Raw genomic sequence first — 20,491 nt, forward strand, 5'->3', positions numbered from 1 at the left:
CTGTACGAGTGCCCACACAGATGATTGCTTTATATTGTTAAAGAACGTTTGAGATACTTTCGCGTCTCAAGGGCTGTGCATTCTACGCAAGCCGTTATTTTTGTCAACACTTAATTTTGAGAAAAGTTTATTTTTTCAAAACTCAGTCTTACTTGACTCAACCAACTCATCGTTTTGCTTTTTTGTAAGCAGTCCGCCGTGTCGGTGGATGCGCATTATAGGGAGATCCGAATTGAGATCAACTGTTTTTTGAAGTTTTTATGAAAAAAATGACTGTTCGCGCAAAATACGAACGAAACGGGTGAAAATAGTACTAAATCACTCGTATTATGGCTATTTAGGCAGTGTATTTTATAAATGAGCTTGTTTTTAAGTTGTAAAGAAGGTGATTTATCTATTAAGGAACGCGAATTGATCTTTATATGTGATCTTAATTGCTAGGTGCTAGGTGCTAGGTGCTAGGTGCTGCAAGATTGTATGGTAATGTTTGGGGTTGATAGAGCTGTTTTATTGGTAGTGAATTTTTAGTAGTGAATTTTATAAAGTAAAAAGCCGAGCATAAGCTCGGCTTTTTGGTGTCTTTAAGACTTACTCTGCAGACTGCGCGTCTTCTTGAACTTCTTCGTTTGTCGCTGGGCGACCAACTAGTTCAATATAAGCCATTGGTGCATTATCACCAGCACGGAAGCCACACTTAAGAATACGAGTGTAACCACCAGGACGGTCTGTATTACGTGGACCGATTTCGCTGAATAATTTACCAACTACTTCATTATCACGCGTGCGAGCAAACGCTAAACGGCGGTTTGCTACACTGTCAGTCTTAGCCAGTGTGATTAAAGGTTCAATTACACGGCGCAACTCTTTAGCTTTAGGCAAAGTTGTTTTGATGATTTCATGTTTCACCAAAGAACCAGCCATGTTGCTGAACATCGCTTTGCGATGGCTGCTGTTACGGTTTAATTGACGACCACTCTTACGATGGCGCATGACCCTATCCTTCTAACTAAACTAATATAGTGATTTAGATTATTCAGCTAGGCTTGCAGGCGGCCAATTTTCTAGGCGCATACCTAGAGAAAGACCACGTGAAGCTAGCACGTCTTTAATTTCAGTTAGAGACTTCTTACCTAAGTTAGGCGTTTTAAGAAGCTCAACTTCAGTGCGCTGAACTAAATCACCGATATATTGAATTTGCTCGGCTTTCAAACAGTTTGCTGAACGTACTGTTAGCTCAAGATCATCAACTGGACGAAGCAGAATAGGATCGAATTCTGGCTTCTCTTCTTTCTCTTCTGGCTCAGTTACATCACGTAAATCTACGAATGCATCTAATTGCTCAGCTAAGATAGTAGACGCACGGCGGATCGCTTCTTCAGGATCTAAAGTGCCGTTTGTTTCCATATCAATGATTAACTTGTCTAAGTCTGTACGTTGCTCAACACGGGCTGATTCAACCGAGTACGCAATACGTTCAACTGGGCTGAATGATGCATCAAGCAGCAGACGACCAATTGGACGCTCATCGTCATCAGAGGATAAACGACTAGATGCCGGCACATAACCGCGACCGCGCTCAACACGAATACGCATGCTGATCTCGCTGCTATCTGTCGTAAGGTGACAGATAACGTGATCTGGGTTGGCGATAGTTACATCACCATCGTGCTGAATATCAGCCGCAGTCACAGGGCCTACACCAGATTTAGTCAGGGTCAGAAAAACTTCATCTTTGCCTTCTAAAGTTACTGCTAGACCTTTAAGGTTTAACAGAATTTCAATGATGTCTTCTTGTACGCCCTCTTTCGCGCTGTACTCATGCAATACACCGTCGATTTCTACTTCAGTTACTGCACATCCAGGCATAGATGATAACAGTATACGGCGTAAGGCATTACCCAAAGTGTGACCGAAGCCACGCTCTAATGGTTCTAAAACTACTTTAGAACGCGTTGGGTTGATAGCGTCGATATCGACTAACCTTGGTTTTAGGAATTCGGTAACAGAACCCTGCATTTTATCCTCTCTTAACTCTTAACTTTACTTAGAGTAAAGTTCGACGATTAGTTGTTCGTTAATGTCCGCAGACAGATCTGAACGCTCAGGTAGGCGCTTGAAGCTACCTTCCATTTTCTTACCGTCAACTTCAACCCAAGTCGGCTTTTCACGTTGCTCAGCCAACTCTAGAGCAGCGATGATACGTGCTTGTGTTTTTGACTTCTCACGGATTACAACAGTATCTTCTGGAGTAATTACGTATGAAGGGATGTTCACTACACGACCATTAACTAAAATCGCTTTGTGGCTTACTAACTGACGTGCTTCAGCGCGTGTGCTAGCAAAACCCATGCGATATACAACATTGTCTAAACGTTGCTCTAAAAGCTGTAACAAGTTTTCACCTGTATTACCTTTAAGGCGAGCAGCTTCTTTGTAGTAGTTACGGAATTGCTTTTCTAATACACCGTAGATACGACGTACTTTTTGCTTTTCACGTAGCTGTAAACCGTAATCAGATAAGCGACCTTTACGAGCGCCGTGCTGACCAGGTGCAGTCTCAAGTTTACACTTAGAGTCGATAGCTCTTACGCCGCTCTTAAGGAACAGGTCAGTACCTTCACGACGACTCAGCTTGAGCTTAGGGCCCAAATATCTTGCCATGTTATTTCTCCTAACCTATTGTTAAACGCGACGTTTCTTCGGTGGACGACAACCATTATGAGGGATTGGCGTCACGTCAGTGATGTTGGTGATACGGTAACCAGCAGCATTCAAAGCACGTACAGCAGATTCACGACCTGGACCTGGACCTTTGATGAAAACTTCTAGATTTTTTAAACCGTATTCTTGAGCAGCAGTACCTGCACGCTCTGCAGCAACCTGAGCCGCGAATGGAGTAGATTTACGTGAACCACGGAAACCTGAACCACCTGCTGTTGCCCAAGATAGTGCATTACCTTGACGGTCGGTAATTGTTACAATAGTGTTGTTGAAAGAAGCATGAACGTGAGCCATACCATCAGCAACTTGCTTTTTAACCTTCTTACGACGAATTGGTGCTTTAGCCATAATCTACCCCACCTTATTTCTTGATAGGCTTGCGAGGACCCTTACGAGTACGCGCGTTAGTCTTAGTACGTTGACCACGTAGTGGTAACGAACGACGGTGACGTAGGCCACGGAAACAACCAAGGTCCATAAGGCGCTTGATATTTAATGTAACTTCACGACGAAGGTCACCTTCTACAGTGTACTTGCCAACTGCTTCACGCAATACGTCAAGTGTTTCGTCTGAAAGTTCACCGATTTTTGTGGTCTCGGCGATACCAGTCGCTGCTAAGATTTCCTTAGAGCGAGTCTTACCTATGCCATAAATAGCAGTTAAACCGATAACTGCATGTTTATGATCAGGGACGTTAATGCCAGCGATACGGGCCACTAACACATCTCCTATATTTGAATTTGGTAATCATCTGTTTGAAAAGCCCGTAAGGATACTCAAACGAAGACCAAATCACAACTAAAAACACAGGCCGAGTAAATAACTCAGCCTGCACGACTGTTTAATTAGCCTTGCCTTTGCTTGTGCTTAGGCTCACTGCAAATTACGCGTACTACACCAGCACGTTTAATAACTTTACAGTTACGGCATATTTTCTTAACGGAAGCACGTACTTTCATTGCTCAACTCCGTAAAATGACCTTATCGACCGTAGCCTTTAAGGTTTGCTTTTTTCAGCACAGAATCATACTGATGTGACATCAGATGCGTCTGTACTTGTGCCATAAAGTCCATGATTACAACAACGATAATCAAAATTGATGTACCGCCGAAATAGAATGGCGTTTGCCATGCCATAGTCATGAATTCGGGCACCAGACAGATAAAGGTTATATACAAAGCACCTGCCAATGTCAGGCGTGTCATCACTTTATCAATGTATTTAGATGTCTGCTCACCTGGACGAATACCTGGGATAAATGCGCCAGATTTTTTCAGGTTATCTGCTGTTTCACGCGGGTTAAATACCAACGCGGTGTAGAAAAAGCAGAAGAAGATAATAGCCGCAGCTAAAACCATCGCATATAAAGGTTGACCTGGAGTCAACGTTGTAGCGATTGCTTGTAGCACATCAGCGACCGGACCTTCACCCTGGCCGAACCAGCTTGCAATTGTACCAGGGAACAGAATTATACTGCTAGCAAAGATTGGTGGAATAACACCCGCCATGTTTACTTTCAGTGGTAAGTGCGTGCTTTGAGCAGCAAATACCTGACGACCTTGTTGACGCTTTGCATAGTTAACGACGATACGACGTTGACCACGTTCAAAAAATACAACTAGGTAAGTAACAGCGAATACGATTACAGCAATCAATAACAGTACAAGTACATTCAGATCACCTTGGCGCGCCATTTCGGCTGTCGAACCAATAGCAGACGGCAGGTTAGCTACGATACCAACAAAAATCAGAACTGAGATACCGTTACCGATACCACGTTCTGTAATTTGTTCGCCCAACCACATTAGGAACATAGTACCAGTTACTAAACTCACTACAGCAGTGAAGTAGAAACCGATGCCTGGGTTAACAACTAACCCGTCCATCATGCCCGGTAAGCTAGTAGCAATACCGATTGATTGGATTGTAGCAAGCACAAGCGTGCCGTAGCGTGTGTACTGGCTAATTTTCTTACGCCCTTGCTCACCTTCTTTCTTAAGCTCTATAAACGGCGGATACATATGCGTTAATAGTTGCGTAATAATCGAAGCCGAGATGTACGGCATAATACCCAGTGCTAACACTGAAGCTCGCTCAAGCGCACCACCGCTGAACATGTTAAACATTTCAACAATGGTGCCCTTTTGTTGCTCGAAGAAATCGGCAAGTACAGCGGCGTCAATCCCAGGGATCGGCACGAATGAACCTAGACGGTAAATAATGATAGCACCTAATACAAATAGTAATCGACGCTTCAATTCCGAAAGCCCACTTTGTGCACTTTTCATATCTTGACCTGGTTTAGCCATTAGTACTTCCTTAGTCTTCTACCTTGCCTCCGGCAGCTTCGATAGCTTCGCGAGCACCTTTAGTCACTTTAAGACCTTTAACGGTAACTGCGCGTGAAACTTCGCCAGATTTAACTACTTTAACGAACTGGATGTTCTTTTTAACTAGACCAGCTGCTTGTAACGCGTTTACGTCTACTACATCGCCTTCAACTTTAGCGATTTCAAAAAGGTTAACTTCAGTAGATACTAATGATTTACGTGAAGTGAAACCAAATTTAGGTAGACGACGTTGCATAGGCATTTGACCGCCTTCGAAACCAACGCGTACTTTACCGCCAGAACGTGATTTTTGGCCTTTATGACCACGGCCACCAGTCTTACCAAGACCAGAACCAATACCACGACCTAGACGTTTCTTTTCAGTTTTTGCACCAGCAGCAGGTGAAAGTGTATTCAAATGCATCGAATTAACCCTCAACCTTTACCATGTAAGAAACTTGGTTAATCATACCACGCACACATGCTGTGTCTTCTAACTCAACAGTGTGATTGATACGACGTAGACCAAGACCACGTAATGTAGCTTTATGCTTCGGTAAACGACCGATAGAGCTCTTTACTTGTGTTACTTTTACAGTTTTATTAGCCATGGTTTACCCCGTGATTTCGTCAACGCTAAGACCACGTTTAGCAGCGATTGACTCTGGAGAGTTCATGTTCTCTAGAGCAGCAATCGTTGCACGAACGATGTTGATCGGGTTAGTTGAACCGTATGCTTTTGACAATACGTTCTGTACACCAGTTACTTCTAGTACTGCACGCATCGCACCACCGGCGATGATACCTGTACCTTCAGAAGCAGGCTGCATGTATACTTTAGAACCCGCGTGGCGACCCTTGATTGGGTGCTGTAGCGTGTTACCGTTAAGGTCTACACTGATCATGTTGCGACGTGCTTTTTCCATTGCTTTTTGAATAGCAGCTGGAACTTCACGTGCTTTACCATAACCAAAACCTACTTTACCTGCGCCGTCACCAACTACTGTTAGTGCAGTGAAGCTAAAGATACGACCACCTTTAACCACTTTAGACACACGGTTTACCGCGATTAGCTTTTCAGCCAAATCAGGCTGTTGTTGCTTTGCTTCTACGTTAGCCATTGTCTACTCCTAGAATTGCAGACCGGCTTCACGCGCTGCATCAGCAAGCGCCTTCACACGGCCGTGATATTTAAAGCCACTGCGATCAAAAGCAATCTTTTCGATGCCTTTGTCAGCTGCACGTTCAGCAACCGCTTTACCAACTGCTTGAGCAGCTGCAACGTTACCTGTGCCTTTAACTGTTTCGCTAATTGCTTTTTCAACAGTAGAAGCAGCAGCCAGTACAGTACCCTCAGCAGTAACTACTTGAGCGTAAATGTGACGTGGCGTGCGGTGGATAACAAGACGCGTTGTGCCTTGTTCAATATAATTTCTACGAGTGCGTTTAGCACGACGTAGACGAGCTGTTTTTTTATCCATCGTCTTACCTTACTTCTTCTTAGCCTCTTTACGGCGTACATTCTCGTCCGCGTAACGAACACCTTTACCTTTATAAGGCTCTGGTTTACGGTATGCACGGATGTTAGCAGCTGTTTGACCAACTAACTGCTTGTCTACGCCCTTAACTAGAACTTCTGTTTGGCTTGGTGTTTCAATCGTAATACCTTCTGGTACTTCGAAATTCACTGGGTGTGAGAAACCAAGAGTTAAGTCTAATACTTTGCCCTTAGCTGCTGCACGGTAACCAACACCTACTAACTGAAGTTTCTTCTCGTAACCTTCATGCGTACCAACAACCATGTTGTTGATTAGAGCGCGAGCAGTACCTGCTTGTGCCCATGCATTAGCTACGCCTTCACGAGGTAAAGTTGTAATAACGTTGTCGTTAACTTGTACTTCAACAGCGTCGTTGATAGTACGAGTTAATTCACCGTTTTTGCCTTTAACTGTGATGTCCTGGCCTTTTAATGTAACTTCTACACCGGCAGGAACATTGATTGGTGCCTTTGCTATGCGAGACATAGTTCCCCTCCGATTAAGCTACAAAGCCAATGATCTCACCACCAACGCCGGCACTACGTGCTGCGCGGTCTGTCATTAGGCCTTTAGAAGTTGATACGATAGCGATACCAAGACCACCCATTACCTTTGGTAATTCGTCACGTTTCTTATAGATACGTAGACCAGGGCGGCTAACACGCTGGATGTTTTCAATAACAGCTTTGCCTTCGAAATATTTTAAATCGATAGAAAGCTCAGGCTTCGCTTCACCGCTTACAGCGTAATCTGCGATATAACCTTCATCTTTTAATACTTTAGCTACTGCTACTTTCAGTTTTGAAGTTGGCATCGTTACTGATACTTTCTTCGCTGACTGACCGTTACGGATACGTGTAAACAAATCCGCAATAGGATCTTGCAAGCTCATAGTCTTACTCCCGTGATACTATTACCAGCTAGCCTTTTTAAGGCCAGGAATTTCACCGCGCATAGCTGCTTCGCGAACTTTAATACGGCTCATGCCGAATTTGCGAAGGTAACCATGTGGGCGGCCCGTAACGTTACAACGATTACGTTGACGCGAAGAGCTAGAATCACGTGGTAAAGCTTGTAGCTTTAATACCGCGTCCCAACGATCATCGTCAGATGTATTAACATCACTGATGATAGCTTTTAGTGCCGCACGCTTTTCAGCGAACTGAGCAACTAATTTCGCACGCTTTGCTTCGCGCGCTTTCATAGAATTCTTTGCCATAACCCTACCCTTATTTCTTGAATGGGAAGTTAAACGCTTCTAACAACGCACGGCCTTCATCATCTGTTTTCGCAGAAGTAGTGATTGTGATATCCATACCGCGAACACGGTCTACTTTATCATAATCGATTTCTGGGAAGATGATTTGCTCACGTACGCCCATGCTGTAGTTACCACGTCCATCAAAAGACTTAGCACTTACACCACGGAAGTCACGGATACGTGGGATAGCGATTGAAACCAAACGCTCAAAAAAGTCCCACATACGCTCGCCACGTAGGGTTACTTTACAACCAATTGGGTAACCTTCACGCACTTTGAAGCCAGCAACTGATTTGCGTGCTTTAGTGATTAGAGGTTTCTGACCAGAGATTGCTTCTAGATCCGCAACAGCGTTATCTAGGATCTTCTTGTCAGCTAGAGCTTCGCCCACACCCATGTTTAATGTGATCTTTTCGATCTGAGGGACTTGCATGACAGAGCTGAAACCAAACTTCTCTTGAAGCTCAGCAACTACTTTGTCTTTATATACTTCATGCAGTTTCGCCATCATTCTACTCCAACTATTAGATAGTTTTACCAGTAGATTTAAAGATACGTAATTTCTTACCATCTTCAATCTTGAAACCTACACGATCTGCTTTACCCGTTTCCGAGTTGTAGATCGCAACGTTTGATACGTCGATAGACGCTTCTTTCTCAACAATACCGCCAGCTTGGTTCAACTGAGGAACAGGCTTTTGGTGCTTCTTGATTAAGTTGATGCCTTCGACAAATACTCGACCAGATTCAGCAACAACTGAAAGCACTTTACCGCGCTTACCTTTGTCTTTGCCTGCTAGTACGATTACTTCGTCATCACGACGGATTTTTGCTGCCATGATAGACTCCTTATAGTACTTCTGGTGCTAGTGAAACGATTTTCATGAACTTTTCAGTACGAAGTTCACGAGTCACAGGGCCGAAGATACGAGTACCAATTGGCTGTAAGTTATCGTTTAAGATAACAGCCGCATTGCTATCGAAACGGATCAAAGAACCGTCCGGACGACGAACGCCTTTTTTAGTACGCACAACTACCGCGTTTTTAACATCACCTTTCTTCACTTTACCGCGAGGAATAGCTTCTTTTACAGAAACTTTGATGATATCGCCAACCGCTGCATAGCGACGGTGCGAACCGCCAAGGACTTTAATACACTGCACTTTGCGAGCGCCGCTGTTATCAGCAACGTCCAGCTGAGTTTGCATTTGGATCATGTTAATGACCTCCGGTGTAGAAATTACAACACGCCTTAATTTTGTTTAAAATCAAGACATTTCGGTTAAATTCCACTCAAAAAACAAGCAAGTTGTCTCTTAAGGGCGGGCAATTGTAGCAGCAATGGCAAGGAAGTGGTAGGTTATTTTTTAATTAATTTGGAATTAATCGTAATGCCTGCATTGAGGAATTACAGCAGCTTGCTGTAATGTTATTGATTATAAAACAAACAGGGCGCAAATGCGCCCTGTTTTTGACTTTAATTAAGTTTTTATTAATTACCAAATAGACCTTTTAATTTGTCTTTGATTTTATCTTTAGCTTTTTCTTTGACTTCTTCTTTAGCCGCATCACTTACATCTAAGCTATAACCAACATCATGGAATGGGCCTTTGATACGCAGTGGGATTTTAAAGCCGGTACTGTCATCTGTCGTGCCTTGCCCTTCGATTGAATCAACTATCCCCGTTACTAAGCGGTAGTCTACATTCGTCATAGGTAAATCAACTTTACCTGAGCCAGTGATACGAATAAGTGGGCTAAGTAGTGACAGGTCTTTATTTTCACCAACACCGTTAGTGAATACAAAACTGCCCTGCAATGCTGAGAAGTCTGTTTGCTGTGAGTTATCAAAGCCAGTATCTAAACCTTCTGATACTGCGCTTAAGTTACCTTTGATTAGCTCTTTTGCTTTACGAACCATCTCTGCAATGTTGGCCCCTTTTACCGCACCATCAGCAAACTCAAAGCCTAACTTACCATTTAAAGCATTGATAAAGCTCTTTTGGCTTTGACCTGTGGTCGTTAGATCCCAATTTAAAGAGCCTTTACCCATTAACTTATCGAAACCAGCCGCATCAGTTAGTAATGGCTGTGCATCAATTTTATCTAAAGAAAAGTTAGTACTAATTTTATAAGGTGTTTGCTTGGCGTTAACGGTTATCACACCGTTACCATTGCCCTCATAAGCAACAAACTTGTCTAGACTGATTTTAGCCACTGCATTTTTTAGGTTCACCGTTAACTGGTTTTCACCAAGGGTAATATCATTGGCTTTTAAGCCACTTGAACGCACGACTACATTTGCATCAAGTGCATTTAAGCCGCTCATATCAATTGCAGTATCATCCCAAACAATTGGCTGTGCTGGCGCATCTGCTGCAGGCTCTGCTTGTTCTTCTTTAGCTACGCCCTCTGGTAGGTAAGGGTTTAGATCAAGCATACCTAAATCAATATCGGCATTCACAGCTAAACGATCACCAAGCTTAATATCGCTTTTACCTTTAATTTGCAGCTCATCTAGGGTGGCAAGTAGCTCAGTAAGCTTAAACTGCTGTCCTTTTAGGTGCATTGAACCCTTTACATTAAAGGCATTAAATGCATTTTCTTTTGCATTAAGCTCAACACCTTGCCAACTCGCAATATTTTTTACTGAGTCACCACTGACAGAAAGAAGCCCTTGCACGTCATTACCCATTTCTGCAATTGCACCTTTAAAATTTAAATCGACTAAGCGTGAATCAACCTCAGTGCTGACATTAAAGGTTTCGCCTTCAATCGCTTTAACAGGTGTATCTAGCGTGACATCTAAATCAAAACGCTCACCCATATAGGTAATACCGCCTTTTAATTCTAAGGTCTTGCGAAGAGAAGGTAGTAAGATGGCTAACTCTAAATCGCTTATCTGTTGCTTTGCTCCGGTTTTACCATCTAGATAAGTGAAAGTACCACCGTAGATTGCCACTTCACCAAGTTCGATATCAAAGTTATCTGGTAAGTTAACAGCGCCAGAACTCTTTTGCTGCTCGGTCTGTGGTTGCTCAGCAACCGCGTCAAATAATTGCCAGTTTGCTTTACCATTTTTATCGGTTTCTAACAAAATTGTTGGTTCGTTAATAACGAATTTATCAAGCTTAAACTCACCGCCAAACAATGACATCCACGGGATACGGATAGCAAGTTGCTGCATGCTTGCCATATCTTTTTGCGAGCCAGTTTGCATATTGGCAAAGTGCACATCATTCAATTCGAGTTTTAATGATGGAAATACCGACAGCTTTTTATCGCCATTAATAGTCAGACTACGACCTGTGGTTTGCTCTACTTGCTCCGATACTTTATTAAATATCGCATCTGTAGGTATTAGGAATGGTGCAGCGACTACCAATGCAATCAGTAATACGAAGATGACACCAACGATTTTCAGTAAGGTTTTCATAATCATCCTTAAAAATGGGCAAACAATGTTCATATCATAGCGGGAGTTAGGCGCAATTGCATTGCCCAACACATAAAAAGGTTTGTAAACAAGCTTAGGTACAAGAATATGAATCAGCGCTGAAACTTTTTGATACCTATAGGTTACAAAAATCCCTTGGCCGCTTTATACCCTCGGTGGTTATCGCGTTAAAAATCGCTGCTCACTTTGAACTCTGTGTTGAGCAATTATTTACACTCGATGACAATGATTAATAAACCATGTCAGTCGCAATCTTACTTATAAAGTATCAGTAAGATTGCATCATTTCATTACTTCGGTATGATGCACGACCCTGTTGTTTTTGCACCCTGTGTACTAAAATTAAACAACCCAATTTGGTCAAAACTGGAGTATCGATTAAGCATGAAGAAACTGCTTATTTCACCGTCAAAAATGGCGCTTGGCGAGCAAGAAAGTCAAATTTATCAAAATATCCTCAAGCAAGCCTCTGATATCAGCTTAAACCTTATGGCAGTTAAAGTAGAAAACCACCCTGAAGACTTTTTAGGTTGGTGCTATGAGCTATTAAGTGCAAGCCGTGATCGCATTAACTACGATCTGTTAGAAGATAAGCAATTACCCACTCTTAAAAAACTTCATGACTTATTAATTTCTGCAATCAGTTTTTTGCAGTTAAAAACATTAAGGGTTGCGCCATGGCCTGTTATTGCAGGCTTCATCGAGCAGCATAAAGAGCTTGTAGCCCTTGATGAGCAATTACGCTTGGCTAATTACATTGCTGCAATTAAATCGCAATCCCTAAAAGAGATGATCCCAGAAGACCGTTTAGCGTTTTCAGGTAAACACAGTGCCTCGCTTGATCCAAGCAGCTATAACTTCGACGTTGAATGGTTTGCTTCTACTAAGAACGCAAAAGGTTTCCACCAAATGTTGAGTGATTTACCTGGTGCGTTCGATGAGGCGCTTGTACACATTCCACTTGAGGGTGAAGTAACGCAAGAACATTATCAGCATTTTATGGTTGCTTACTTCATGGCATTTAATGGCAGCGATGAAAAGCCAACGCTTGCTCCTGCTACTCGCTTGCTTGCGATGCGCCGACCTGACGTGTTTACACCAATCGTAAATAGTAAACTTGATGCCCTTTGTGCGGCATTAGGCATTACTAAGCTTAATAACCGTGATTTTGAGCGCTACTGGCAAGATGTTGTCGAAGCAATACATAGCATGCCTTGGTTCAAAATGGCCAGTGCAGCAAATGAGCTTGAACAATCTCTGGTTGAAATCAAAGCCCTATTGCCTAGCTTCTTTTATTATGCAGATAAAAGTACCGCTGATAACTCTAACTATATTAAGTTGTTAAACAAACCTAAGAGTACCACAAGCTCAGCAGGTAAAAAGACCGTACGCCGTGGCAAAGAATCAGCAGAGATACTGGTGGACCGAGCATTAGCAAGTGATGATATCCCTGAACATATCAAAGCTAAGCGCGATTCAATCATCAGTGAAGTTGAAAAAGGCCGCAGTGTTGAAGAAACCATTACTCTAATGCGTGCAATTTTCGGCTAAGTTACTCTCAAATAAGCAAAACCCGGTTGCTTCGCAATTGTGCAACCGGGTTATTTTTTGCACCACACATGTGCGCATGAACAATTCAAATAACCATCCTTTTCACAATTAAACAAGTTTAAAAGCCTGTTTTTAAAGCCTTTAAGCATAAAATATCCCATTCGAAATTAACTTGGCACAACCAGTGCAATATCGTATCCAGACAACACATAGAAAATGTCCTCAAATAATAACCAGACTGCAATCTGAAAATGGGACAAAATCAACATAACAACAGGATACAGAAACATGCTAAAACTAAAAAAAACGGTCGCAGCAAGCGCCCTTGCGCTATTAACTTTGAGCTCAACATATAGCTATGCAGAAGTCACAGCAAACGCTGCGGCAACTTCAAACTACTTATGGCGTGGTCAAGAACAAACCGGCGGTGATGCTGCAATCCAAGGTGGTATCGACTACGCAAGTGAATCTGGCTTTTATGCGGGTACTTGGGTATCGAATGCTAGCTGGGCTGACGACATGACTTACGAGCTAGACCTTTATGCTGGTTTTGGCGGTGAAATCAATGAAACCTTTAGCTACGATGTTGGCTACATTTATTATGCATACCCAGATGCAGCATCTTATACAGATGCAGACTTCTCTGAAATCTACGGTAGCATTAGCATGGGTAGCTTCACCTTTGGTGCAGCAGTCCTAGCAACATCAGCAGCAAGCGGTGACGGTACAGATTTTGGTGACTCTCTATATTTAAATGCTGACTACAGTTTCCCAGTTGGCAGTACCGGTGCAGAAATGGCCCTTCACTTAGGTCATTACTCAGGGGATTTCATTGGTGATGATGACATTATCGACTACGGTGTTTCAGTGTCGAAAGACGGCTTTACTTTCGGTCTTTCAGACAACGACATTGATGGTTCAGATGTAAAAGTGTATGTCGCTTACGCGGTTGACTTCACTTTATAAAGAATGTGTTACTTGCTGCAACACGAAGGGCCGTTAAGGCCCTTTTCTCGTTTTGGGCTATTCGTTAAGGCACACTATGCCCGGTTGAGCCTTGCCAAATGCGATACCATTGTTCACGGTTCATTGTAAGCTGCTTAGCTTCAACAGCTGATTTAACACGCTCAATATTCCCCGTACCAAGTACCACAGACGGTGCACTTGGGTGCATTAACAGCCAAGCATAAACAACTTGATCAATGGCTGTGGCGCCAATTTCAGCCCCAACCTGCTCCAACACTGCACGTAAACGCACCGCTTTTTCATCATCACTTGAGAATATACGACCCCCAGCTAATGGTGACCAAAGCATAGGTTTGATATCGAGCAATTGGCATTGGTCTAAGCTACCATCATCAAGGGCTTTCATTTCGTAAGGTGAAAACTCAATTTGATTAGTCACAAGCTCAAAGTCTAAACGCGACTGCAACAAGCTAAATTGCGATGGGGTGAAATTAGATACACCAAAATCAATCACGTCACCATTTGCTTTTAGGGTATTAAATGCTTGTGCCATTTCATCAGCATTCATTAAGTAATCAGGGCGATGGATAAGTAATACATCTAAACGATCAGTGTTGAAGTTTTTAAGTGACTGCTGTGCTGAGGCAATTATATGCGCGGCACTTGAATCATAATGGTTTGCTTTGCCTTGTAATCCTAGGCTTGCAAACGCAGGCTTAATACCACATTTAGTGATTATTTTGATTTCATCACGAATACTTGGTTTTAGTTTAAGTGCTTTACCAAATTCGGCTTCACAACCGTATTCACCGTAGATGTCAGCATGATCAGTATTTGAAACTCCCATATCGATTGCATTTTCTAAAAAACTTAAGCATTGCTGTGGCGTTATCTGCCAATCTAGCAAGCGCCAGAACCCTAATACCAACTCATCAATACAACGACCATTGCTATTCACCATAACGACCTACTATTCCTAATAAATTCGACTCAAATTAATCTTTTAACCATATCACAGATTTACTAATCACAGCTGTTAACATACAGTTACAAAACAAATTGCTAATTTGTTACTAAACAGGATATTTTAGTACCTAAAAACAAATGTTATAAAACAAGGAATAAAAAATGAAATCTTCAAATGTCATGACCGCATTGGTTGATATTTTTATCAGCCCGAGCAAAGCCTTTAATGGCTTAAAAGAAGCAAAAGGTTGGTCTTTTGTTGCCTTTATTTTACTTGCCAGCATTCTGGCTGCCAGCATGTTTGCTTTTTACAATAAAGCTGACCCGCAGTTTTTAATCGATCAACAAGTCGCAGCGGCCAGTGTTGATGCCACCATTGCAGAACAAAAAATGATTCGCCAAAGCATGGAGCAAACCATAGATTTGCAAGTTTGGTTTGCTATGTTTGGTGGCATTATCGGTTTAGCTGTTATTAATGCCCTAATGGCAGGCTACTACCTATTTGTATCTAAGCAAGATCCAGAAGCTAACTACGGTTATGGTGCGTGGTATGGCTTTGGTGTATGGGCCATGATGCCTTTGGTTATTTATTATTTAGGCTTTTTAATCTTAGTCCTTACAGCAAGCACTAACCAAATTTCACAAACGCTAATGAACTACTCTTCGATTAACCAACTTTTAATTGGTTTAGAAATTGGCCACCCATTTTACACCTTACTTGAAAGTCTCAATATCTTTTCGATTTGGAGCATTTTTATCGCTGCTATCGGTTTGAAGAGCTGGACTAATTTCACTTTTAATAAAGCGCTACTGTTTGCAGCTCTACCAAGTATTGTTATTTACGGTATTTGGACTGTAATCGCGCTCGTTTAATTCTGCTTTGAGCGGCAATATGCCGCTCTTAACTACCAAGGAAGTAACATGAAAAAAGCCATTATTATTGGCCTCGCTGTTACGGCATTTGTCGCTTTACTGATTTCAAAACAAGTCACAGGCAATAAAGATGCACCGGAAATGCATATTGCAGAAGTTGAACAAGGCAATATTGCCGATTCAATTTTAGCCTCTGGCAACCTAGTTTTTAACACCCAAGTGCAACTGCGCTCAGAAGTGACAGGCCGTGTAGCGAAAGTGTTTGTAGAGGAAGGTGAAAGTGTCACTGAGGGTGATATTTTAATGCGCCTAGATACGACCGCGTTTGAATCTGAAGTTGCACGCAACAAGGCCGTGCTTCGCGCGACCGAAATCGATATTAAGCATAGCGAAACCCGCTTGAAAAATATCGAGCGTCAACTAAGCCGCCAGAAAGAGCTTTATGAAGTGGGCCTTGCTGGCCAAGAGGTATATGAAAACCTACAAAATGCCCGCGATTTAGCAAAAATAGATATTGAAGCAAAACGTGAAGCTTACAACCAAGCCCAGGCATCGTTATTGATTGCTGAAGACCGTTTAAATAAAAGCGTGTTTCGCGCCCCAATGAGTGGCCTACTTGCTTCGGTAAATATTAAAGAAGGTGAAACTGTTATTGCGGGAACAACTAACATTATTGGCTCAGACTTGATGTTAGTAGCTGATCCAAGCGCAATATTAGCCGAACTTCGAGTGGATGAAACCGATATTGCCGGTATCAAATTAGACCAACATGCAGATATCTATGCCGCCGCTTACCCAAATCAACCTTTCACTGGCAAAGTAATAAACATTGGCACATCAGCAAAAAATCAAGCCGGTTCTCAGGGCTTATCATTTAAAGTCAAAGTACTGCTTGATGCCACTGACCGCCAGCTTTATGCCGGAATGAGCTGCCGCGCAGAAATCGCCACAAGCATTGCCGAAAACGGCTTAAAACTGCCTATTGAAGCGATTCAAAAAGAGGATGATAGCTACTTTGTCTGGAAGCTTAATGCAGATAATACAGTAACTAAAACAGCGGTAACGGTAGGTATTTCTTCAGATATAGAGCAAGCACTAACCAGCGGTGTTGCAAAAGGAGATCGTATTGTTATAGGCCCTGCTAGACCACTTAGCTCACTAAAAGAGGGTGATACGGTAGCCGTTAAAAACAGCCCTGAAAAAGGTGCTAACTAATGTCTGCGGTGATCAAACTCAGTAATATCAATAAACAATACAAAATGGGCGAACAAGTTTTCAAAGCCCTTGATGATATTAATATTGAAATTGCACAAAATGAGTATGTTGCCATTATTGGCCCTTCAGGCTCAGGTAAATCAACCCTGATGAACTTGCTTGGCTGCTTAGATACTCCCACCAGTGGTGACTACTATTTAAAAGATAAGCTAGTAAAGCGCATGACCGAAACGGAGCTTGCTCATCAGCGTAATGAAAGTGTTGGCTTTATTTTTCAAAGCTTTAACTTATTACCACGAGCATCCGCCCTTGAAAATGTTATGCAGCCCTTAGTGTATCGATTTATTTCTGCCAAAGAGCGAAAGCAACAAGCGCTCGAATCATTACAACGAGTTGGTCTTGGCGATAAGGTTAATCACCTTTCGAGCCAGCTTTCTGGTGGCCAACGTCAACGTGTCGCTATAGCTCGCGCACTGGTTACTAAGCCCCACATTCTACTTGGTGATGAGCCTACCGGTAACTTAGATAGTAAAACCACCACTGAAATCATGGCGCTGTTTGATGAGCTTCATAACGAAGGGCACACCATCATTTTGGTTACTCATGAACAAGATATTGCTGATCACTGCCAACGTGTTATTCGCTTAGTTGATGGCAAGGTTGTTAGTGATACCCGTAAAGGCGAAGGAACAAGACAACATGTTTAAATCTGCTATCGCTGTAATGGAAGGTACAAAAGCCGCACTGATGGCAATTAAAGCCAATGCGATGCGCAGTGCTCTTACCTGCTTAGGCATTATTATTGGTGTTGCAGCGGTTGTGACCGTGGTGGCAGTTATGCAAGGGTTTACCAAACAAATTAATGATCAGCTTGCTGATATGTCTCCCGATGTCACCAATATAAAACCTTACACTAGCGTAGAAAAAGAAATGGTAGGTCAACAAGCAAAGTTAACCTATAGCGACTTTTTAACTCTAAAAGCCCGCGTAAAAGAAGCCGAAACCTTTACTGCGCTAATGTTTACTTGGCGCTTTTCTGGTGCAGCAGAGTATGGCAATAAAAGTCATGCTTCACGGGTAATGGGCACCGAGCAAGACTACCAAAAAGCTTATCGCACCTACCCAGAACTCGGGCGGTTTATTCGCGCAGAAGATGATGAAAAGCGCCGTCGAGTGGCGTTTATTGGTCCTTCAATTATCGAAAAGCTTAACCTGCCTGAAAACCCTGTAGGTGAATATATCAAACTCGGTGGTGAGTGGTTTCGCATTATTGGTGTTGCTGAAAAACAAGGTAGTTTATTAGGTTTTGACCAAGACGATTACATTAATATTCCAATAAGTACCATGAGTGCGCTAGAAGGCGGCAGTGTTGATACCAATGTACAAATGATGTTTCGTTTGAAAGACGATGCTAACGAAGCGCAAGTACTGGCTAAAATTCGCCGTATCTTACGTCAATTACATAAACTGAAAGACGGTGAAGATGACGACTTTGAATTTGAAACCGCCGAAAAAGCCCGTGCTAATATCGATAAATTTACCGGTAGTGCTACCGCAATTACCGCGGGGATAGTGGGTATCAGCCTGGTAGTTGGTGGTATCGGAGTGATGAATATCATGCTGGTTTCGGTAACAGAACGTACCCGTGTGATCGGCACCTTGAAAGCATTAGGGGCAACACCTGGCTTTATTATGCTGCAATTTTTAGTTGAAGCGGTGGTGCTATCACTGTTTGGTGGTTTAATTGGTTTAGCGATTGGTTATGGTGCTGCGGCACTGATTTCGTTATCAGTGCCGAGCATGCCAGATGCCTACATACCGGGTTGGGCGATTATGCTGTCATTTGGCTTTACTTCATTGATTGGTATTGTATTTGGCTTAGCGCCCGCTATTAAAGCGGCACGCTTAAACCCAATTGATGCGCTGCGTTATGAATAACTAGTCTGGCTTATAAGGTACTTGAGCGCAGCTTATTTCAACTGTTTTCGGGTACCAAATAGGCCCAACTTGGTTTACTGCAACTTCAGCTAAGCCATTGGTGAACGACTTATAAGTGTGAACGGTTTGCCATTCGGAATCAGGACACTCCTCAGATAAGTCGACAGGCTTTGAACCTTCGTAAAGCGCTGCGGCAAAGTTATGATGCCATTGCTCTGTTGCAGGCGCTTTATTGGCTTGTGCAGCACTGCCATTATCAAAGTAGATATTTGTGCAACCACTTAAGGTTGCTACTAACACAGTTGTTACTAGTAGGCTTTTCATAGTTGTTGCTCCTGTGCTTGTTGCTCACACCATACTTTTACTGTGTGAGGAGCATAAATTCCGAGTGTAACGAGTCCTAATGCGCCATCAGCGAATGTTTGTTGCGATTGCATTTGGGCAACTTTTTTATCTTGGCAAATAGCCTTTACATCAACGCGTTCTTCACCAACGAGGCCCCACAAAAAGAATGGGCGGCTATCTTGGTAATCAGCTTTAGTGGCTAATTTATTGGTTGTTTTTTCTGGCACTATGGTGACTGATGAACACGCTGTCACCGATAAGGCAAGCAGCATACAGGCCATTTGTTTCATGAGTAGTTCCTTTGTCTGAGTTGTTAAGCTCAGTAAGTATAAGAATATGAGTACTCATTTTGGGTAAGAAAGCGTATAGAAATTGTAGGAAATACTACAGTTTCTAACATTTAGCCTTTGAACTAAACTGGGGCTATCGACGACTAACTCTTGAGAAAAGTAACTAAAGGTCATTATGACGGCATATCTGCGTATATTTTTATTACTTGTGTGTTTGAGTGTGCTGTCTTGGTATAGCTTTTCAAGCGATCCTAGCTCTGATGAGCAACAAGGTATAACCAAAACCGCTGTGAACCTTGCTAATTGCCAACAGCAATTAGCGCAAAGCCGCATGCAAACTTATGCTGAGCATTATATTTTGCCCTATCAGTTCAAGTTATTGAGTTGGAATATCTACAAAGCACAAATAGATGGCTTACTCACAGATTTGCAAAAGCTAAATGCCGATGCTGATATTGTGTTACTACAAGAAGCTATCAAAGAACCTTCGCTTACAAAGCTAAAACCGTACTGGCGCTTTGCTAAAGGGTATAAGAGTGGCGGCGTGCAATCTGGGGTTATGACACTCAGCCGCTGGCCAGCTACTGTGCATTGTACACTCACTCATAAAGAGCCTTGGCTACGTAGCCCAAAAGCCACCAATATTGTGGAGTATGCGCTGCCTGAACAACAGTTATTACTGAGTATTAACCTGCATGCCATTAACTTTACTTTTGGCGTTAGTGACTTTAAACAACAGCTAGACGATGCCGCCGCTATTATGCAAACGCATAAGGGCCCTATTGTATTTGCCGGTGATCTCAATACCTGGAGTGATGAGCGCCAAGCGTTATTACAGCAAACATTGACTCAGCTAGGTTTGTACGAAGCTATCTATTTAGATGATAAACGTACCAAAGCATTTGGATTAGCACTTGACCAAGTATGGGTGCGTGGTGTCAAAATAGAAACTACCGTTGTACCTGAGCTTGCAAGCTCAGATCATAACCCAATTATTGCAACCCTGACGATAGAGCATCAAACGCTATGAGATTATG

The 20,491-nt window shown here is 42.6% G+C and carries 28 protein-coding genes and 1 pseudogene; 8 read left to right on the top strand and 21 right to left on the bottom strand.

The features are described 5' to 3' along the window. Window positions 1–588: 588 nt before the first annotated feature. The 18 genes from rplQ to HUS61_RS09410 all read right to left on the bottom strand — a co-directional run bounded on the left by rplQ (window position 589) and on the right by HUS61_RS09410 (window position 11,289). The gene (gene rplQ / locus HUS61_RS09325) at window positions 589–990 is read right to left on the bottom strand and encodes a 50S ribosomal protein L17 (RefSeq protein ID WP_004589197.1); all 402 of its coding nucleotides are present in this window, start codon (window positions 988–990) and stop codon (window positions 589–591) included. Between the two features lie 39 nt (window positions 991–1,029). After that, window positions 1,030–2,016, bottom strand: coding sequence for a DNA-directed RNA polymerase subunit alpha (locus HUS61_RS09330; RefSeq protein ID WP_004589198.1), 987 nt, complete (start codon window positions 2,014–2,016; stop codon window positions 1,030–1,032). A 24-nt stretch (window positions 2,017–2,040) separates the two neighbouring features. Continuing rightward, window positions 2,041–2,661 carry a 30S ribosomal protein S4 gene (rpsD, locus tag HUS61_RS09335; RefSeq protein ID WP_036974007.1) on the bottom strand — a complete coding sequence of 207 codons (621 nt, stop codon included), beginning with the start codon at window positions 2,659–2,661 and terminating at the stop codon, window positions 2,041–2,043. A 21-nt stretch (window positions 2,662–2,682) separates the two neighbouring features. Further along, window positions 2,683–3,069 (bottom strand): 30S ribosomal protein S11, encoded by a 387-nt coding sequence (rpsK, locus tag HUS61_RS09340; protein WP_036974009.1) that lies wholly within the window; start codon window positions 3,067–3,069, stop codon window positions 2,683–2,685. A gap of 13 nt (window positions 3,070–3,082) precedes the next feature. Further along, window positions 3,083–3,439 carry a 30S ribosomal protein S13 gene (gene rpsM, locus HUS61_RS09345; RefSeq protein ID WP_054562818.1) on the bottom strand — a complete coding sequence of 119 codons (357 nt, stop codon included), beginning with the start codon at window positions 3,437–3,439 and terminating at the stop codon, window positions 3,083–3,085. A gap of 128 nt (window positions 3,440–3,567) precedes the next feature. After that, window positions 3,568–3,681, bottom strand: a complete 114-nt coding sequence (rpmJ, locus tag HUS61_RS09350) for a 50S ribosomal protein L36 (RefSeq protein WP_002959476.1) — start codon at window positions 3,679–3,681, stop codon at window positions 3,568–3,570. Between the two features lie 22 nt (window positions 3,682–3,703). Beyond that, on the bottom strand, window positions 3,704–5,032 hold the full coding sequence (gene secY / locus HUS61_RS09355; protein ID WP_036974013.1) for a preprotein translocase subunit SecY: 1,329 nt from the start codon (window positions 5,030–5,032) through the stop codon (window positions 3,704–3,706). Between the two features lie 10 nt (window positions 5,033–5,042). Next, on the bottom strand, window positions 5,043–5,477 hold the full coding sequence (rplO, locus tag HUS61_RS09360; RefSeq protein ID WP_054554386.1) for a 50S ribosomal protein L15: 435 nt from the start codon (window positions 5,475–5,477) through the stop codon (window positions 5,043–5,045). A 4-nt stretch (window positions 5,478–5,481) separates the two neighbouring features. Next, complete coding sequence (rpmD, locus tag HUS61_RS09365; RefSeq protein ID WP_016710201.1) at window positions 5,482–5,664, bottom strand: 50S ribosomal protein L30; 183 nt, start codon at window positions 5,662–5,664, stop codon at window positions 5,482–5,484. A 3-nt stretch (window positions 5,665–5,667) separates the two neighbouring features. Then, window positions 5,668–6,174 (bottom strand): 30S ribosomal protein S5, encoded by a 507-nt coding sequence (gene rpsE / locus HUS61_RS09370; RefSeq protein ID WP_036974018.1) that lies wholly within the window; start codon window positions 6,172–6,174, stop codon window positions 5,668–5,670. A 9-nt stretch (window positions 6,175–6,183) separates the two neighbouring features. Beyond that, window positions 6,184–6,534 (bottom strand): 50S ribosomal protein L18, encoded by a 351-nt coding sequence (gene rplR / locus HUS61_RS09375; protein WP_036974021.1) that lies wholly within the window; start codon window positions 6,532–6,534, stop codon window positions 6,184–6,186. A gap of 9 nt (window positions 6,535–6,543) precedes the next feature. Continuing rightward, window positions 6,544–7,077 (bottom strand): 50S ribosomal protein L6, encoded by a 534-nt coding sequence (rplF, locus tag HUS61_RS09380; protein WP_054554387.1) that lies wholly within the window; start codon window positions 7,075–7,077, stop codon window positions 6,544–6,546. Between the two features lie 13 nt (window positions 7,078–7,090). Beyond that, a complete protein-coding gene (rpsH, locus tag HUS61_RS09385; RefSeq protein ID WP_054554388.1) occupies window positions 7,091–7,483 on the bottom strand; it encodes a 30S ribosomal protein S8 in 393 nt (130 codons plus the stop codon). A 21-nt stretch (window positions 7,484–7,504) separates the two neighbouring features. Further along, window positions 7,505–7,810, bottom strand: a complete 306-nt coding sequence (gene rpsN / locus HUS61_RS09390; RefSeq protein WP_054554389.1) for a 30S ribosomal protein S14 — start codon at window positions 7,808–7,810, stop codon at window positions 7,505–7,507. Between the two features lie 10 nt (window positions 7,811–7,820). After that, entirely contained in the window at window positions 7,821–8,360 is a 540-nt protein-coding gene (rplE, locus tag HUS61_RS09395) for a 50S ribosomal protein L5 (RefSeq protein ID WP_054554390.1), read from the bottom strand. 16 nt (window positions 8,361–8,376) lie between these two features. Continuing rightward, window positions 8,377–8,691: a 50S ribosomal protein L24 gene (rplX, locus tag HUS61_RS09400; RefSeq protein WP_054554391.1), complete on the bottom strand. Its 315-nt coding sequence runs from the start codon at window positions 8,689–8,691 to the stop codon at window positions 8,377–8,379. A gap of 10 nt (window positions 8,692–8,701) precedes the next feature. Beyond that, window positions 8,702–9,070 (bottom strand): 50S ribosomal protein L14, encoded by a 369-nt coding sequence (gene rplN / locus HUS61_RS09405; RefSeq protein ID WP_010378257.1) that lies wholly within the window; start codon window positions 9,068–9,070, stop codon window positions 8,702–8,704. Between the two features lie 275 nt (window positions 9,071–9,345). Continuing rightward, complete coding sequence (locus HUS61_RS09410) at window positions 9,346–11,289, bottom strand: AsmA family protein (protein ID WP_175082978.1); 1,944 nt, start codon at window positions 11,287–11,289, stop codon at window positions 9,346–9,348. A gap of 161 nt (window positions 11,290–11,450) precedes the next feature. On the opposite strand from HUS61_RS09410, the pseudogene HUS61_RS21800 reads away from it, so the two are divergent. The 3 genes and pseudogenes from HUS61_RS21800 to HUS61_RS09420 form a co-directional block, all read left to right on the top strand. Further along, window positions 11,451–11,543: pseudogene (locus tag HUS61_RS21800) on the top strand (transcriptional regulator); the annotation flags it as partial. A gap of 151 nt (window positions 11,544–11,694) precedes the next feature. Further along, on the top strand, window positions 11,695–12,861 hold the full coding sequence (locus tag HUS61_RS09415; protein ID WP_054563031.1) for a hypothetical protein: 1,167 nt from the start codon (window positions 11,695–11,697) through the stop codon (window positions 12,859–12,861). Window positions 12,862–13,149: 288 nt separating this feature from the next. Then, complete coding sequence (locus HUS61_RS09420) at window positions 13,150–13,827, top strand: TorF family putative porin (RefSeq protein ID WP_130049946.1); 678 nt, start codon at window positions 13,150–13,152, stop codon at window positions 13,825–13,827. Window positions 13,828–13,891: 64 nt separating this feature from the next. Here the strand turns inward: HUS61_RS09420 and HUS61_RS09425 are convergent, their stop codons facing one another. After that, window positions 13,892–14,785, bottom strand: a complete 894-nt coding sequence (locus tag HUS61_RS09425; RefSeq protein ID WP_175083022.1) for an aldo/keto reductase — start codon at window positions 14,783–14,785, stop codon at window positions 13,892–13,894. 170 nt (window positions 14,786–14,955) lie between these two features. Between HUS61_RS09425 and HUS61_RS09430 the strand changes: the two genes are divergently transcribed. Genes HUS61_RS09430 through HUS61_RS09445 form a run of 4 tightly spaced genes read left to right on the top strand, consistent with a single transcriptional unit; the run spans window position 14,956 to window position 18,819 of the window. Next, on the top strand, window positions 14,956–15,666 hold the full coding sequence (locus tag HUS61_RS09430; protein WP_175082979.1) for a YIP1 family protein: 711 nt from the start codon (window positions 14,956–14,958) through the stop codon (window positions 15,664–15,666). A 48-nt stretch (window positions 15,667–15,714) separates the two neighbouring features. Beyond that, window positions 15,715–16,881 carry an efflux RND transporter periplasmic adaptor subunit gene (locus HUS61_RS09435; RefSeq protein WP_058586181.1) on the top strand — a complete coding sequence of 389 codons (1,167 nt, stop codon included), beginning with the start codon at window positions 15,715–15,717 and terminating at the stop codon, window positions 16,879–16,881. Next, a complete protein-coding gene (locus tag HUS61_RS09440) occupies window positions 16,881–17,588 on the top strand; it encodes an ABC transporter ATP-binding protein (RefSeq protein ID WP_054562823.1) in 708 nt (235 codons plus the stop codon). The genes HUS61_RS09435 and HUS61_RS09440 overlap by 1 nt, the downstream gene beginning before the upstream one ends. Next, window positions 17,581–18,819, top strand: a complete 1,239-nt coding sequence (locus tag HUS61_RS09445) for an ABC transporter permease (protein ID WP_058586180.1) — start codon at window positions 17,581–17,583, stop codon at window positions 18,817–18,819. The genes HUS61_RS09440 and HUS61_RS09445 overlap by 8 nt, the downstream gene beginning before the upstream one ends. Here HUS61_RS09445 and HUS61_RS09450 read toward each other — a convergent pair whose 3' ends face one another. After that, window positions 18,820–19,143, bottom strand: coding sequence for a Bor/Iss family lipoprotein (locus HUS61_RS09450; protein WP_054562825.1), 324 nt, complete (start codon window positions 19,141–19,143; stop codon window positions 18,820–18,822). It abuts the gene before it with no gap. Further along, the gene (locus HUS61_RS09455; protein ID WP_054554401.1) at window positions 19,140–19,454 is read right to left on the bottom strand and encodes a Bor family protein; all 315 of its coding nucleotides are present in this window, start codon (window positions 19,452–19,454) and stop codon (window positions 19,140–19,142) included. The genes HUS61_RS09450 and HUS61_RS09455 overlap by 4 nt, the downstream gene beginning before the upstream one ends. A gap of 175 nt (window positions 19,455–19,629) precedes the next feature. On the opposite strand from HUS61_RS09455, the gene HUS61_RS09460 reads away from it, so the two are divergent. Then, complete coding sequence (locus tag HUS61_RS09460; RefSeq protein ID WP_175082980.1) at window positions 19,630–20,484, top strand: endonuclease/exonuclease/phosphatase family protein; 855 nt, start codon at window positions 19,630–19,632, stop codon at window positions 20,482–20,484. Window positions 20,485–20,491: the final 7 nt, after the last annotated feature.

It is taken from the genome of Pseudoalteromonas sp. 0802, assembly GCF_013350085.1.
In the GTDB taxonomy this organism is placed as follows: Bacteria; Pseudomonadota; Gammaproteobacteria; order Enterobacterales; family Alteromonadaceae; genus Pseudoalteromonas.